Here is a 15,449-nt window from a genome sequence, read left to right as displayed (position 1 = left end):
CTGAATCTCACATCGAGAAATGCGGGCTCCGGGTTATGCCTGAGTTTGTCAGCCTGTGTTGGGCCAGCGTCAGAAGCCGGTCAGAGCCTGCGTCGACAGTGCGCTCCGTGCCGCCAGGGGGCGGCTTCGCACTTTCAGGAGCAATACATGGCAACCAGCACGATGGGCGGCAAGGCCGCCACGGCGACGCCGATGACCGCAGAGGAAAAGAAGGTCATCTTCGCGTCCTCGCTCGGCACCGTCTTCGAGTGGTACGACTTCTATCTCTACGGTTCGCTGGCGGCCATCATCGCCAAGCAGTTCTTCTCGGGGCTGGATGCCGGCTCGGCCTTCATCTTCGCGCTGCTGGCCTTCGCTGCCGGCTTCATCGTGCGTCCGTTCGGGGCCATCTTCTTCGGCCGCCTGGGCGACATGATCGGCCGCAAGTACACCTTCCTGGTCACCATCCTGATCATGGGCCTGTCGACCTTCATCGTCGGCATCCTGCCCACCTACGCCAGCATCGGCGTGGCCGCGCCGGTCATCCTGATCGGCCTGCGCCTGCTGCAGGGCCTGGCCCTGGGCGGCGAGTACGGCGGTGCCGCGACCTATGTCGCCGAGCATGCGCCGCACGGCAAGCGCGGCGCCTACACGTCGTGGATCCAGACCACCGCGACGCTGGGCCTGTTCCTGTCGCTGATGGTGATTCTCGGCACCCGCACGCTGATCGGCGAGCAGGCCTTCGCCGAGTGGGGCTGGCGTGTCCCGTTCATCGTCTCGATCGCCCTGCTGGCCATCAGCGTGTGGATCCGCCTGTCAATGAACGAGTCGCCCGCCTTCAAGAAGATGAAGGAAGAGGGCAAGACCTCGAAGGCGCCGCTAACCGAGTCCTTCGGCCAGTGGAAGAACCTGAAGATCGTCATCCTGGCGCTGATCGGCCTGACCGCCGGCCAGGCCGTGGTCTGGTACACGGGCCAGTTCTACGCGCTGTTCTTCCTGACGCAGGCGCTGAAGGTCGACGGCGCGACGGCGAACATCATGATCGCCATCTCGCTGCTGATCGGCACGCCGTTCTTCATCATCTTCGGCTCGCTGTCCGACAAGATCGGCCGCAAGCCCATCATCATGGCCGGCTGCCTGATCGCCGCGCTGACCTACTTCCCGCTGTTCAAGGCGCTGACCGAGGCGGCCAACCCCGACCTCGCCGCCGCGCAGGCGAAGAACAAGGTCGTCGTCACCGCCGACCCGGCCGAGTGCTCGTTCCAGTTCAACCCGACCGGCACCGCCAAGTTCACCAGCTCGTGCGACATCGCCAAGCAGGTGCTGGCCGCCAGCTCGGTGAGCTACGACAACGAAGCGGCCGCCGCCGGCACGCCCGCCACCATCAAGATCGGCGAGACCGTGATCGCCAGCTACACGTCCAAGGGCATCGCCGCCGACGAAGCGAAGAAGAAGGACGGCGAGTTCAAGAAGAGCGTGGCCGACACGCTCAAGGCAGCCGGCTACCCGGCCAAGGCAGACCCGGCGAAGATGAACAAGCCGCTGATCATCGGCATCCTGGTCATCCTGGTGATCCTGGTGACCATGGTGTACGGCCCGATCGCCGCAATGCTGGTGGAGATGTTCCCCACGCGCATCCGCTACACCTCGATGAGCCTGCCGTACCACATCGGCAACGGCTGGTTCGGCGGCCTGCTGCCCACCACCGCCTTCGCCATCGTGGCGCAGACCGGCAACATGTACAACGGCCTGTGGTACCCGATCATCATCGCCGGCGCGACCTTCGTCATCGGCATGCTGTTCGTGCGCGAGACCAAGGACGTCGACATCTACGCCCAGGACTGAGCGCAGGAGACCCGGACCATGTGGAAGATCCTTCTGGGCTTCGCGGTGTTCTCCGCCCTCGCCATCTTCGTGCTGATGAAGGGCGGTGACATCGACATGGGTGGCGAGAAGCACGGTGCCGAGGCGACCCACGCCCCGGCCGCCGCGCCGGCCTCCGCACCGAAGTAGTCTGCCGCGGGCGTTTGCCCGTCTCGGCCGGCCGGTCTCGCGACCGCGCCGGCCGTTTTCATGGCCGGCTCATTCGCAGCTTCTCAGAGCCCGATCTCGAAACGCTGGCCGCCGATGTTCAGCACCGCGGCCTTGGGCTTGATCTGCTCCAGAGTGACGCCGGGGCCGAGCGCATCGCCCTCGTGCATCAGCTGGCCGTTGACGATCAGCAGGCGGTTGGCCGGCGTGTTCGAGTAGATCGAGCCGCCGAAGGCCAGAGGCGGCAGGCCGCGGCGCGCCTCCACCGGCAGATCGGCCAGCGAGGCCACGCGTGTCGGTGCGGCGGCCGGGGCGACCGGCGCGGGCGCGGCCGCGCTGGCGGTTGCGGGAGCAGGCTTGGGTGTCGCACGCATCGGCGCGATCTCCACCGGCGTGGCCGGTGGCGCCGCCACGGGAGCCGGCGCAGGACGCGGCGTGACGACCGGCACCGGTGCCGGCGCAGACTCCAGGGCCGGCGCGGCCGCCATCGGCACCGGCGGCGTTGGCAGCGGCGCCGTCGGCACCTCGCTGCCCGGCCACTGCCAGGCCACCGCCGCGGCCAGCCCGCCGGCCAGGCCGAGCACGACCCAGTGCCAGGGCCGCAGGCCGCGCGCGGGCGCGCTGGCCTCGTCGTCGTCGCCGGCGCTCGGTGTCGGCTGCGTGTGGAGGCCCGGCACGCCGCCACGCTCACGCTCCGCATCGGCGCGTCGCAGGGCATCGAGGATGTAGGACATCGGCTTACCTTTCGTCCTGCAACTGCGGCTCGTCCACGCCGGTGGCGCGGTTGATCTGCATGAGCGTCAGCGGGCCCGCCAGGCCGTCGGGCTTGAGGCCCTGCGCCACCTGGAAGGCATTGAGCCGGCTGCGCAGCGCGGCGTCGAAGCGCGTCGGCGCGCTCGGCGCCGGCATGCCTTGCGCGGCGGCGAGCTGCGTCGACAGCCAGTCCACGGGCGCACCGTCGGCATAACCGGGCGGCGAGCGCCAGAGCGTCGCGAATTCGCCGCGCCACACCTCGGCCAGAGAGGCCAGCGGCAGCGCTTGCAGCCCGACCTCGGTGCGCAGCGTCGCCTGGCGCATCGACAGGCCGGTGAGCAGCGCGTAGGCCGGCTTGCCGCCGCCGGGCTGCAGCGTCAGCAGCACCGGCCGGTCGAGCAGGCGGATCAGCGCCAGCGTGCTGCTGCTGCGAAAGCACTGCAGCTGTTGTTTCGCAGCGGCGGCGCAGGGCTCGCCGTCGTCGAGCGTCAGCTTCCACTGCGTGGCCAGCGCGCGCCAGGCGTCCTTCTCGCTGCGGAAGGCCGAGGCGAGCACGGCCTTCGGGTCGGCCGGCACCGCCGCGGCGGCGGCCGAGGCTGCGGATGCAGCTGCGGTCGCCGCTGACGCGGCCGCTGCCACCGCCGAGGCGGGCGCTGACGCCGCCAGGGCCACGGCGCTGGCCGGTGCGGCGGCGGCGGTCGCGCCCGCCGCGGCGCGGCGCTCGTAGGCTACGCCGGCCCACACCGCCAGCGCCAAGCCGCCTACCGCCGCAGCCGCCATCGCGGCGCGTTGCCAGCCCGGCCGGGCTGGCGTCGTCTCGGGTGGCAGCGTGCCGTCGAACACCTCGGCCGCGGCCTTGTCGACGATCGCGGCGTCCACCGCCGGCCGGTTGCCCGCATAGGCGCCGAGCAGCGCGCGGTCGCACAGCAGGTTGATGCGCCGCGGCACGCCGCGCGAGAGCTGGTGGATGCGCTTGAGCGCGTCGCGCTCGAAGGGCAGCGGGCGGTTCATGCCGGCCACCGCGAGGCGGTGGCGGATGTACTGCACGGTCTCCTTCGGTGTCAGCGCCTGCAGGTGGAAGCGAGCGATGACGCGTTGCGCGAGCTGCTCCAGCTCCGGCCGCGCGAGCATGGTGCGCAGCTCGGGCTGGCCGATCAGCACGATCTGCAGCAGCTTGCGCTCGTTGGTCTCGAGGTTGGTCAGCAGGCGCAGCTGCTCGAGCACGTCGGCCGACAGGTTCTGCGCCTCGTCGATGATCAGCACGCTGGTCTGGCCGACCGAGTGCGTGTGCAGCAGGAACTCGTTGAGCGCGTCGACGTAGTCCTTCACCGTCGCGCCCTCGGGCCGGCGCGGGATGCGGAACTCGTCGCACACCGAGCGCAGCAGCTCGGTGACGGTCTGCTTCGGGTTGAAGATGTAGGCGACGTTGCAGCGCTTGGGGATCTGCTCGAGGAAGCAGCGGCACACCGTGGTCTTGCCCGCGCCGATCTCGCCGGTCAGCAGCACGAAGCCGCCGCCGCCGCGCACGCCGTACAGCAGGTGCGCCAACGCCTCGCGGTGGCGCTCGCTCATGTAGAGGTAGCGCGGATCGGGAGCGATCGAGAAAGGCTGTTGCCTCAGGCCGAAGAATCGGGCGTACATGGAGTGCAGGATACCCGGGACGGCTCGGCCGAGAGTTCGCGCAGGCAGGCCAGGCACAGGCAGCCCTGGAATCGGGCGCCGAGTTCGGCGCGCAGTGCGGGCGTCAGCGTCAGGGTCGTGCAGGCGCAGGGCCCGGCGTCCGAGACACCGCAATGGAACTCGCCGCCGCAGCGCGGGCAGCGCGATTCCGGTGCCGCGGCCTCAGGCACCGAACAGTCCCTTGTGCTTGTCGCGCAGCAGGTTCTTCTGCACCTTGCCCATGGTGTTGCGCGGCAGGTCGTCGACGACGAACAGGTGCTTGGGCACCTTGAAGTTGGCGATGCGCGACTTCAATGCGGCGATCAGCGCCGCCGCGTCGGGCTTCGCGCCGGGGCGCGCCACCACCACCGCCACCACGCCCTCGCCGAAGTCGGGGTGCGGCGCGCCGACCACTGCGCTCTCGGCCACGCCCTCCATCTCGTTGAGGTAGCCCTCGATCTCGGCCGGGTAGACGTTGTAGCCGCCGGTGATGATCAGGTCCTTGCTGCGCCCGACGATGCTCACGTAGCCGCGCTCGTCGATCTTGCCGACGTCGCCGGTCTTGAACCAGCCGTCGGCGGTGAACTCTTCCTTCGTCTTCTCCGGCATGCGCCAGTAGCCGTGGAAGACGTTCGGGCCTTTGACCTCGATGCCGCCGATCTCGCCGGCGGGGCAGGGCTGGCCGTTCTCGCCGCTGACGCGCACGCCCACGCCGGGCAGCGGGAAGCCCACCGTGCCGCCGCGGCGCTCGCCGTCCTTCGGGGCGTAGGGGTTGGAGGTGAGCATCACCGTCTCGCTCATGCCGTAGCGCTCGAGGATGGTGTGGCCGGTGCGCTCGCGGAACTCGTTGAAGGTCTCGATCAGCAGCGGCGCCGAGCCGGCCACGAACAGGCGCATGCGGCGGCAGGCCTCGCGCCCGAAGCCAGGCTCGGCGAGCAGGCGCACGTACAGCGTGGGCACGCCCATGAAGACGGTCGCCTCCGGCAGGCGCCTGACCACCGTGGCGGGGTCGAACTTCGCCAGCCAGATCATCTTGCTGCCGTTGAGCAGCGCGCCGTGCGAGGCGACGAAGAGTCCGTGCACATGGAAGATCGGCAGCGCGTGGATCAGCACGTCGCCGTCGGTCCAGCCCCAGTAGCTCTTCAGCACCCGCGCGTTGGACAGCAGGTTGCCGTGGGTCAGCATCGCGCCCTTGCTGCGCCCGGTGGTGCCGCTGGTGTAGAGGATGGCGGCCAGGTCGTCGGCGTGCTTCTGCGCCGGCTCGTGGCGGTCGGCATGCCAGGCCGCGCGCTCGAGCAGCGTGCCGCTGCGGTCTTCGTTGAGCGTGAAGACATGGCGGGTGCCGGCCTTGAAGGCGATCTTCGACACCCAGCCGAAGTTCTTGCCCGAACACACCACCACGCTGGGCTCGGCGTTGCCGATGAAGTACTCGATCTCGGCGGCCTGGTAGGCGGTGTTCAGCGGCAGGAACACGTAGCCGGCGCGCAGCACCGCGAGGTAGAGCAGCAGCGCCTCGACCGACTTCTCGGTCTGCACCGCCACGCGCGCGCCCGAAGGCAGCTCCAGCGAGGCGAGCAGGTTGGCGATCATCGCCGTCGCGCGGTCGAGGTCGTCCCAGGTGTAGAAGAGCGGCGCGCCGGGGCCGTCGGCCGTCTCGATCGCGGTGCGGCCGCGTTCGGCCGGGAAGGCGTCGCGCAGCGCGACGAACAGGTTGTCGTTGTGGCTCATGGTCTCTCCGTGCCGCCGGCCGCCTTGGGTCGGTCAGCCCCTCTGGAATTTCGGCGTTCTCTTCTCGATGAAGGCGGTCACGCCTTCGCGGTGCTCGTGGCTGTCGGCGTAGGCGTAGTGGGCCTCGCGCTGCGCGTCCGTCGGGCCGCCGGTGCTGAACTGGCGCAGCGTGCGCTTGTTGATGCGCGCGGCTTGCGGCGACAGCACGGCCAGCGCCTGCGCGCGGCGCAGCGTCAGCACGGCCACCTCGGCGTCGGGCACCACGGCATGCACCAGGCCGTGCTGCAGCGCCGCCGCGGCGGTCAGCAGCCGGGCCTCGAGCAGCATCTCGCGCAGCAGCGGCTCGCTGGCCAGGCGCGCCACCACGTCGATCTCCAGCGGCGCCATCGGGAAGCCGAGCCGGGCGATCGGCGCGCCGAAGCGGCTGCCTTCGCCGCAGATGCGGATGTCGCAGCAGGCGGCGATCTCCAGCCCGCCGCCGATGCAGGCGCCCTCGATCTGCGCATACAGTGGGATGTCGCAGTCGAGCAGCGCGTGCAGCGCTGGCGCGACGACGTTCTCGTGGAAGTCGCGCAGCGAGTGCTCCTCGAAGCGAAAGCTGGCGAACTCGACGATGTCGCCGCCGGAGGCGAACTGGCCCGCGGCGCCGCGCACGATCACCGCATGCGGCGCATCTTCGGGCGGCAGCGCCTGCAGGTGCAGCATCAGCGCATGCAGCTCGCGCCACATCGCGATATCGATCGCGTTGAGCTTGCCCGGGTTCGACAGCGTCAGGAAGGCGACGCCGTCGCCTTCGCTGCGCTCCAGCGTGATCGAGCCGGCCATCTCAGCAGGACTCCATGTTCAGTCCAGCTTCGCGCCCGAGGCCTTGACCACTTCGGCCCAGCGCTTCACCTCGCTGCCGACGAACTTGCCGAAGGCGTCGCCGTAGAGGTTCGGCGTCTCGGCACCCAGGCCGTTCCAGGCGGTCTTCAGTTCGTCGGAGTTCAACGCCTTGCGCATCTCCGCCTGCATGGCGTCGATGGCCTCCTTGGGCGTTCCCTTGGGAGCCCACAGCCCGTACCAGGTGGCGACCTGGTAGGTCGGCACGCCGCCTTCCTTGGAGGTCGGCACGTTGGGGAAGCCCGGCGCGTGCTTCTCGCTGGCCACTGCGATGGCCTTGATGCGCCCGCCCTTGATGTGATTGGCCGACGAGCCGAGGCCGTCGAACATCATGTCCACCTGGCCGGCGATCAGGTCCTGCAGCGCCGGGCCCGCGCCGCGGTACGGGATGTGCGTGATGAAGGTCTTGGTCTGCAGCTTGAACAGCTCGCCGGCCAGGTGGTGCGAGGTGCCGTTGCCCGCGGAGGCGTAGTTCAGCTTGCCCGGGTTCTTGCGGATGAAGTCCAGCAGGCCCGGCAGGTCGGTGGCGGCCACACGCTGCGGGTTCACCACGATCACCTGCGGTACGCTGGAGATCAGGCCCACGGGTGCGAAGTCGGACTCGATGTTGTAGTCGAGCTTGGGGTACATCGACGGCGCGATCGTGTGGTGCACGGCGCCCATGAAGAAGGTGTAGCCGTCGGGCGCCGCCTTGGCCGCGATGCCCGCGCCCAGCGTGCCGCCGGCGCCGCCGCGGTTGTCGATGACGAACTGCTTGCCCAGGTTCTTCGTCATCACCGCGAACAGCGGCCGCGCGAAGGCGTCGGTCCCCCCACCGGGCGGGAAGGGCACGACGATGGTCACCGGCTTGGCAGGCCAGGCCTGGGCGGCGGCCCAGGGGGCCGCGGCGGCAAGCGCGAGCCCCAGCGTGGCACGGCGCAGGCGGGACGGGCGGGTTCGGTTCATGGTGTCTCCGTGGTTGGGGAATGGTCAGAGCAGCGACGACAGGAGGCGTGACTGTGCCACTTCTCCCTGGACGAACTTCTCATGGTGTGTCTCTACCTTGTCGAGGTCGTAGAGGTAGTTGACCATCAGGCCGAACGACTGGCGCAGGCCCTTGGCCGACAGGTCGGCGAGAGGGTCGAGCCGTTCGAGACGGGCGCCGTTGTCGAGGTGGAAGCGTGCCACCGGGTCGCCGCCCTCGGCGGTGGCGTGCCAGCCGAGGTAGTAGGCGCCCAGGCGCAGCAGCGCCTGCGAGGCCTCGGCCGGCAGGGCGCGCAGGCCGGCGGCATGGGTGAGCCGGTCGAGATCGCCGCCGCAGGCGTGCGTGAGCGTGGCCAGTGCTTCCGCCAGCCGCTGCGCCCGCGTCTTCGTCAGGCCCGCGCAGGGCGCGCCGGCGCGCACCCAGCGCGCGAAGCCGGGGATCGGCGAGAGCGTGCAGAAGGTCCTGAGCTGCGGCAGCTCGCGCTTGAGCTCCTCGGCCACGCGCTTGATCAGGAAGTTGCCCAGCGACACGCCCTTGAGCCCCGGCTGGCAGTTGCTGATCGAGTAGAACGCCGCCACCTTGAACTGGGCCGGCGGCAGCGGCTCGGAGGCCTTGTCGATCAGCGGCGCAATGGCCTCGGGCATCGCCGGCAGCAGCGCCACCTCGACGAAGATGAGTGGCTCGTCGGGCAGCTGCGGGTGGAAGAAGGCAAAGCAGCGGCGATCCGGCTGCAGGCGCCGGCGCAGGTCGTCCCAGCCGTCGATGGTGTGCACCGCCTCGTGGCGGATGATCTGCTCGAGCAGCTGCGCTGGCGAGTTCCAGTCCACGCGTTGCAGCCGCAGGAAGCCCGGGTTGAACCAGCTCGAGAGCAGGTGCAGGAAGTCGGCCTCCACCGCCTGCAGCTCGGGCTGCTTGTTCACGCGGGCGAGCAGGGCGCGGCGCATCGCGACGATGCTGCCGGTGCCGCCGGGCGAGCGGTTGATGCGGCGCAACAGTTCCTGGCGCAGTGGCTCGGCGCTGCGCGTCAGGCTCAGCAGCGTCTGCGCATTCGGCGACTCGGCATAGGCCTGCGCATGGCGCAACACCAGCTTCGGGTCGGGGCTGAAGTCGCGCGACAGGCGCTCGAAGAAGCTGGCTTGCTCATCCTCCGGCAGCTCGCGAAAGCGCGCCACCACGTTGCGCGCAATGGCCACGCTGTTGGCCTCGCCGCGCTCGGAGAGCAGCCGGCGGCAGTCGATCAGCAGGCCGCGCAGGTGGCGTGCGCTGTTGACCTTGCGTGCGGCGCTCTTGATCTCATCCAGCATGGGGTGCTCCCTGCGTGGTCTCGTGCAGGCGCAGCGCCTTCAGCGCGGCGAGCTGGGCGAGCAGGTGGTCGTGCATGACACGCTCGGCGCGCGCCGCGTCGCGCTGCACGATGGCGTCGAGCAGCACGCGATGCTCGTTGATCGACGCCTCCATGCGGCCCGGCCAGTGCAGCTGCCGGCCGCGCAGCAGGCGCACGAAACGGCGCAGGTCGCCGGTGGCGCGGTCGAGCCAGCGGTTGCCGGCCATCGCCTGCACGGCGCTGTGGAACTCGTGGTTGGCGCGGTAGTAGCCGTCGATGTTCTTCGCGGCGGCATGTTTCTCGAGCTGCTCGTGCAGCACCTGCAGCCGCCGGATGTCGGCCTCGCCGGCACGGCGCACCGCCTCGTAGGCGCAACGGCCCTCGAGCAGTGCCATCACCGGCAGCAACTGGTCGGCATCGTCCTCGGACATCTCGGCCACCTTGCAGCCCTGCCGCGGCACCGACACCACCAGGCCCTCGGAAGCCAGCACCTTCAGCGCCTCGCGCAGCGGCGTGCGGCTGATCTGCCACTCGCGCGCCAGCGCCAGCTCGTCGACCCACTGGCCCGGTGCCAGCTGGCGCTCGAACACCATGTTTCGAAGGCGAGTGGCCACTTCTTCGTGAAGCGATGAAGGGCGGAGCGGTATTGGATCGGCCATGCGCGTTCTGACGATGAGTTCACGGCCACTCTACAATTACTAATTCATAATTACAAGAACAGGGTGATCGGTCAGCCATGCCCGTCCCCAGCCCGAGGGGGTGGTGTTTCCGCATCGGTCGACTACAGTGTCCGACTTTCCGACACAGCGCCCCATGACCGTGATTCCTGCCGACCTGCCTGTCGACGCCGACAGCCTGCTGATGATGGCCACGCAGTCGATGTTCGACACCTTCGCGCAGTCGGCGATGGGCATGATGGTGGTCGACCGGCAGCACCGCATCGTCTGGATCAGCGAGGGCTACAAGCGCTTCCTGCCTGCGCTGGGCCATGCGGAGGACGACTTCGTCGGCCGCCTTGTCGAGGAGGTTGTGCCCAACACGCTGATGGCGCAGGTGATCGAGAGCGGCCAGCCGATCCTGGTCGACCTGCTGACCAACCAGGCCGGCACCTTCCTGGTCAGCCGGCTGCCGCTGCGCGACCCGAACGGCACGGTGATCGGTGCGATGGGCATGGTGCTGCTCGACCATCCGGAGACAACGATGCAGCCGCTGATCGGCAAGTTCAGCCGCCTGCAGCGCGAGCTCGACAGCGCGCGTCAGCAACTCGCCGAGCACCTGACCCGCGAGCGCCGGCCCAAGCACACGGTGGCGAGTTTCATTGGCGCGAGCGCGCCGGCGATGGAGGTCAAGCGCCAGGCGCGGCGCGTGGCGCAGACCGACAGCACGGTGCTGCTGCTGGGCGAGACGGGCACCGGCAAGGAGCTGCTCGCCCACGCCATTCACGCCGCCAGCGCGCGGGCCGCCCGGCCTTTCGTCGGCGTCAACATCGCGGCCGTGCCCGACACCCTGCTCGAGGCCGAGTTCTTCGGCGTCGCGGCCGGTGCCTACACCGGCGCCGACCGCAAGGGCCGCGACGGCAAGTTCAAGCTCGCGCATGGCGGCACCTTGTTCCTCGACGAGATCGGCGACATGCCGCTGGCGCTGCAGGCCAAGTTGCTGCGCGTCCTGCAGGAGCAGGAGGTCGAGCCGCTGGGCAGCAACCAGGTGCAGCATGTCGACGTGCGCGTCATCGCCGCCACCAGCCGCGATCTCGCCGCGATGGTCCGCGCCGGCAGTTTCCGCGCCGACCTCTACTACCGGCTCAACGTGCTGCCGATCCGGCTGCCTCCGCTGCGCGACCGCCTGTCCGATCTCGAATCGCTGGTCGAAGCGCTGGCCGACGACATCGCCCGGCGCAGCGGCATGGCGCACAAGAGCCTGTCGCCCGATGCGCTGGCACTGCTGGCGCACCAGCCCTGGCCCGGCAACATCCGCGAGCTGCGCAACGCGCTGGAACAGGCCAGCCTGATGACCGACGACGGCCTGCTCACGGCCAGCCATTTCGACGCGGTGCTCGATGCTGCGCAAACGCCGACGCGGCTCCAGGCGCCGGCGCCTGCGACCGCCGACGAAGCGGTACCGAAGATCGCCGGCGTGAAGTCACTGCCCCAGGCCGTTGCCGAGCTGGAAGCGCAGGCGATCCGCGAGGCGCTCACCGCCACCGGCGGCAACAAGCTCGCCGCTTCGCGCCTGCTCGGCATCTCGCGGGCGACGCTCTACGAGAAGCTCTCGGCGTGAGCCAGATGTGTCCGATATCCGGGCAGTGCATGAAACTCGTACGGCTCATTGGCGGAAGTTGTACGCGAAACATGCAATGCCTGTCCTTCCTGGGACTGGTCTGCCTGCTGCTGGCGGCGCCGGCGCGGGCCACCGTGTCGCCCGCGGAGGGCGAGGCCGAACGCAGCCTGCGCACGCTGCTGCGCAGCGAGGCGCTGGGCTACGAGAACGGCGAGGGCGTGGAGCGCGATGCCGAGAAGGCCGCGCAGCTGTACTGCAAGGCTGCCCGCCTGGGTGATGCCGAATCGCAGTTCAACCTCGGCTGGATGTACGCCAACGGCCGCGGCGTGGAGCGCAGCGATGCGACGGCCGCCTTCTTCTTCCACGCGGCGGCCGAGCAGGGCCTGGAGCAGGCGGTGCGCATGCTGGCCAATGTGGGTGGCCCGCCCAACTACGTGCCCGAATGCATGATCGACCGCGCGCCACCGCAGATGACCGAGCGGCCGCCGGCGCGCCCCCCGGTGCGCGCACCCGAGGTGCTGCCGCCCGATGCGCCGAGCCACATCGTGGAGATCGTCAAGCGGCTCGCGCCGACCTACAAGCTGTCGCCGCGCCTGGTGCTCGCCTTCATCAAGGTCGAGTCCAACTACGACACGGCCGCGCTGTCGCCGAAGAACGCCAAGGGCCTGATGCAGCTGATCCCCGACACCGCGGCGCGCTTCGGCGTCTTCAGGCCCTACGACGCCGAGCAGAACATCCGCGGCGGCATGGCCTACCTGCACTGGCTGATGGCCTACTTCGAAGGCAACGTGCCGCTGGTCGCCGCCGCCTACAACGCCGGCGAAGGCACCGTGAACCGCTACCGCGGCGTGCCGCCCTATGCCGAGACGCGCGCCTACGTGATGCGCATCATCGGTGGCTACGGGCGACTGGACCACCCTTTCGATGCCGGCGCCGCGCAAGCGTCGCCGCAGTTGCGCACCATGCGGTCGTTCTCGTTCATGCAGTGAATGCGGCCGCCCCGGGCGGAGATCAGGGTTTGCACGGTGCCGAGTGGCACAGCGTTTGCGTTTTTGATCGGCACGGGCCGACAAGTGCCCACCCTGTTGCCATCTCACGGAGACACACCGCATGCCCCACGCCCACCGCCGCCTCTGGCTCGGCACCCTGGCCGTCGCCGCCCTGGAGCGCCTCCCCTTCGCCTTCGCGCAGTCCAAGGGCGAGATCAAGATCGCCCACGTCTACAGCAAGACCGGCCCGCTCGAGGCCTACGGCAAGCAGACCGCCACCGGCTTCATGATGGGCCTGGACTACGCTACCGGCGGCACCATGACGGTGGCGGGCAAGAAGCTCGTCGTCATCGAGAAGGACGACCAGGGCAAGCCCGACGTGGGCAAGAGCCTGCTCGCCGCCGCCTACGGCGACGACAAGGCCGACATCGCCGTCGGCCCCACCTCCAGCGGCGTGGCGCTCGCGCTGCTGCCGGTCGCCGAGGAGTACAAGAAGATCCTGCTCGTCGAGCCGGCCGTGGCCGACTCGATCACCGGCGACAAGTGGAACAAGTACATCTTCCGCACCGGCCGCAACAGCAGCCAGGACGCGATCAGCAACGCCGTCGCGCTCGACAAGGCCGGCACCAGCATCGCCACGCTGGCGCAGGACTACGCCTTCGGCCGCGATGGCGTGAAGGCCTTCAAGGACGCGGTGAAGAGCGCCAAGATCGTCCACGAGGAATACCTGCCGACCAACACCACCGACTTCACCGCCGGTGCGCAGCGCCTGATCGACAAGCTGAAGGACCAGCCCGGCCGCAAGGTGATCTTCATCATCTGGGCCGGCGCCGGCAACCCGTTCAAGATCGCCGATCTCGACCTCAAGCGCTACAACATCGAAATCGCCACCGGCGGCAACATCCTGCCGGCGATGGCCTCGTACAAGAACTTCCCCGGCATGGAAGGCGCGACCTACTACTACTTCGGCATCCCGAAGAACCCGGTCAACGAGTGGCTGGTGGCCAACCACTACAAGCAGTTCAAGAACCCGCCGGATTTCTTCACCGCGGGCGGCATGAGCGCGGCGATCGCGGTGGTCGAGGCGCTGAAGAAGACCGCCGGCGACGCGAACACCGAGAAGCTCATCAAGACCATGGAGGGCATGAGCTTCGAGACGCCCAAGGGCAAGATGAGCTTCCGCAAGGAAGACCACCAGGCCATGCAGTCGATGTACCACTTCAAGATCAAGGTGGACCCGGCCTTCGCCTGGGGCGTGCCCGAGCTGGTGCGCGAGATCAAGGCCGAAGAGATGGCCGTGCCGATCCGCAACAAGCGTTGAGCCACACGAGTGCGGCGACAGCCGCCTGAGGAGGCAAGCATGAAGTCGGTTTTCCTGCGAGGACTCGCGGGCGTCGCGGCGTTCGTGTCATCGACGGCCTTTGCCGCCGTGGCGCTGCCGCAGCTCGTCATCGACAAGGCCCAGATCACCGTCTCGGGCCTGTCGTCGGGCGGCTTCATGGCCAACCAGCTCGGCGTGGCGCACTCGGCCACCTTCAAGGGCGTGGGCGTGTTCGCCGGCGGGCCGTACATGTGCGCGGGGCACGCCAGCTACACCGCGTGCATGTACAACGCGAGCATCTCCAGCTCGGCGCTGAGCACGATGCAGGCCGACATCAACAACTGGAGCGGCACGGCGATCGACGCGAAGAGCAACATCGCCGCGCAGAAGATCTTCCTGTTCGTCGGCAACAGCGACTTCACCGTCGGGCCCAACCCGATGCTGGCGCTGCAGACGCAGTACCAGAACAACGGCGTGGCCGCGGCCAACCTGGAGTTCGTGCGCCGCAACAGCACGGCGCATGTGTTCCCGACCGACTTCGACGCCACCGGCAACAACGCCTGCAGCAGCAGCGTCTCGCCCTACATCAGCAACTGCGGCTACGACGGCGCCAAGGCCGTGCTGTCGAAGTTCTACGGCACGCTCAACGCACGCAACAACACGCCGGCGGCCGCCAACTACATCGAGTTCGACCAGACCGCGTTCACCACCAACGCGGGCGTGGCGCCCACCGGTTGGGTCTACGTGCCGGCCGAGTGCGCTGCCGGCGCGAGCTGCCGGCTGCACGTGGCGCTGCACGGCTGCCAGCAGAACGTCGCGACCATCGGCGACAGGTTCCTCAAGAGCACCGGCTACACACGCTGGGCCGACACCAACCGCATCGTCGTGCTGTTCCCGCAGACGCGTGTGGACAGCAGCAGCCGCGCCACCGCCGCCAGCGGCTCGCTGGCCAACCCCAACGGCTGCTGGGACTGGATCGGCTGGTACGGTGGCAACTTCGCGCAGCGAGCCGGCACGCAGGTGGCGGCGATCAAGGCGATGGTCGACCGGCTTGCGTCCGGCACGGGCTCCGGCGGCGGTGGTGGCGGTACCGCGCTGGCCGCGCCGACCGGCGTGGCGACCTCGGGCGCCACCGCCAGCAGCATGGTGGTGGCCTGGGCCGGCGTCAGCGGCGCGGCGGGCTACCACGTCTATCGCAACGGTGGCCGTGTCACCGCCGCGCCGGTCGCGGCCACGAGCTACACCGACAGCGGCCTGGCTGCCGCCACCACCTACAGCTGGACGGTGACCGCGGTCGACGCCAACGGCGCCGAGAGCACCGCGTCCGCGCCGGCCACCGGCACGACCACCGGCAGCGTGGCGGCGACCTGCTTCACCGCGTCGAACTACGCGCACACCACGGCCGGCCGCGCCCATGTGTCCGGCGGCTTCGCATTGGCCAACGGCTCGAACCAGAACATGGGCCTGTGGAACGTGTTCGTCACCACCACGCTGAAGCAGACCGCGCCGAACTTCTACGTGATCGGCACCTGCCCCTGACCT

General features: G+C 69.3%; 14 protein-coding genes. 6 read left to right on the top strand and 8 right to left on the bottom strand.

Going from position 1 to position 15,449, the window contains the following annotated elements; all coding sequences use genetic code 11:
- The first annotated feature begins 147 nt into the window (after positions 1–147).
- Positions 148–1,824 (top strand): MFS transporter, encoded by a 1,677-nt coding sequence (locus tag HZ992_RS20100; RefSeq protein ID WP_245213132.1) that lies wholly within the window; start codon positions 148–150, stop codon positions 1,822–1,824.
- Positions 1,825–1,842: 18 nt separating this feature from the next.
- Positions 1,843–1,992 carry a hypothetical protein gene (locus HZ992_RS20095; protein WP_209383586.1) on the top strand — a complete coding sequence of 50 codons (150 nt, stop codon included), beginning with the start codon at positions 1,843–1,845 and terminating at the stop codon, positions 1,990–1,992.
- An 83-nt stretch (positions 1,993–2,075) separates the two neighbouring features.
- On the opposite strand, the gene HZ992_RS26060 is transcribed toward HZ992_RS20095, so the two are convergent.
- From HZ992_RS26060 to HZ992_RS20055, 8 genes are read right to left on the bottom strand one after another with little or no spacing between them, the layout of a single operon-like run.
- Complete coding sequence (locus HZ992_RS26060; protein ID WP_209383585.1) at positions 2,076–2,744, bottom strand: general secretion pathway protein GspB; 669 nt, start codon at positions 2,742–2,744, stop codon at positions 2,076–2,078.
- A 4-nt stretch (positions 2,745–2,748) separates the two neighbouring features.
- Positions 2,749–4,404 (bottom strand): ExeA family protein, encoded by a 1,656-nt coding sequence (locus HZ992_RS20085; RefSeq protein WP_209383584.1) that lies wholly within the window; start codon positions 4,402–4,404, stop codon positions 2,749–2,751.
- Entirely contained in the window at positions 4,380–4,613 is a 234-nt protein-coding gene (locus HZ992_RS20080; protein WP_209383583.1) for a cysteine-rich CWC family protein, read from the bottom strand. The genes HZ992_RS20085 and HZ992_RS20080 overlap by 25 nt, the downstream gene beginning before the upstream one ends.
- Entirely contained in the window at positions 4,606–6,150 is a 1,545-nt protein-coding gene (locus HZ992_RS20075) for a malonate--CoA ligase (protein WP_209383582.1), read from the bottom strand. Before HZ992_RS20075 ends, HZ992_RS20080 begins: the two co-directional genes overlap by 8 nt.
- A gap of 33 nt (positions 6,151–6,183) precedes the next feature.
- Positions 6,184–6,975 (bottom strand): enoyl-CoA hydratase/isomerase family protein, encoded by a 792-nt coding sequence (locus HZ992_RS20070; protein WP_209383581.1) that lies wholly within the window; start codon positions 6,973–6,975, stop codon positions 6,184–6,186.
- A gap of 18 nt (positions 6,976–6,993) precedes the next feature.
- A complete protein-coding gene (locus HZ992_RS20065; RefSeq protein WP_209383580.1) occupies positions 6,994–7,977 on the bottom strand; it encodes a Bug family tripartite tricarboxylate transporter substrate binding protein in 984 nt (327 codons plus the stop codon).
- Between the two features lie 24 nt (positions 7,978–8,001).
- Positions 8,002–9,300 (bottom strand): malonyl-CoA decarboxylase, encoded by a 1,299-nt coding sequence (locus HZ992_RS20060; protein WP_209383579.1) that lies wholly within the window; start codon positions 9,298–9,300, stop codon positions 8,002–8,004.
- The gene (locus HZ992_RS20055) at positions 9,290–9,979 is read right to left on the bottom strand and encodes a GntR family transcriptional regulator (protein WP_209383578.1); all 690 of its coding nucleotides are present in this window, start codon (positions 9,977–9,979) and stop codon (positions 9,290–9,292) included. Before HZ992_RS20055 ends, HZ992_RS20060 begins: the two co-directional genes overlap by 11 nt.
- Before the next feature lie 154 nt (positions 9,980–10,133).
- Between HZ992_RS20055 and HZ992_RS20050 the strand changes: the two genes are divergently transcribed.
- The 4 genes from HZ992_RS20050 to HZ992_RS20035 all read left to right on the top strand — a co-directional run bounded on the left by HZ992_RS20050 (position 10,134) and on the right by HZ992_RS20035 (position 15,446).
- The gene (locus HZ992_RS20050; RefSeq protein ID WP_209383577.1) at positions 10,134–11,597 is read left to right on the top strand and encodes a sigma-54 interaction domain-containing protein; all 1,464 of its coding nucleotides are present in this window, start codon (positions 10,134–10,136) and stop codon (positions 11,595–11,597) included.
- A 71-nt stretch (positions 11,598–11,668) separates the two neighbouring features.
- Positions 11,669–12,586, top strand: coding sequence for a transglycosylase SLT domain-containing protein (locus HZ992_RS20045; protein WP_209383576.1), 918 nt, complete (start codon positions 11,669–11,671; stop codon positions 12,584–12,586).
- Positions 12,587–12,707: 121 nt separating this feature from the next.
- Positions 12,708–13,907 (top strand): substrate-binding domain-containing protein, encoded by a 1,200-nt coding sequence (locus tag HZ992_RS20040; protein ID WP_209383575.1) that lies wholly within the window; start codon positions 12,708–12,710, stop codon positions 13,905–13,907.
- Positions 13,908–13,946: 39 nt separating this feature from the next.
- On the top strand, positions 13,947–15,446 hold the full coding sequence (locus tag HZ992_RS20035) for an extracellular catalytic domain type 2 short-chain-length polyhydroxyalkanoate depolymerase (protein ID WP_209383574.1): 1,500 nt from the start codon (positions 13,947–13,949) through the stop codon (positions 15,444–15,446).
- Positions 15,447–15,449 lie beyond the last annotated feature (3 nt).

The organism is Rhizobacter sp. AJA081-3 (genome assembly GCF_017795745.1).
In the GTDB taxonomy this organism is placed as follows: Bacteria; Pseudomonadota; Gammaproteobacteria; order Burkholderiales; family Burkholderiaceae_C; genus Piscinibacter.
Note: the sequence above shows the minus strand (reverse complement) of the source record. Positions and strands in the feature narration are given on the sequence as shown.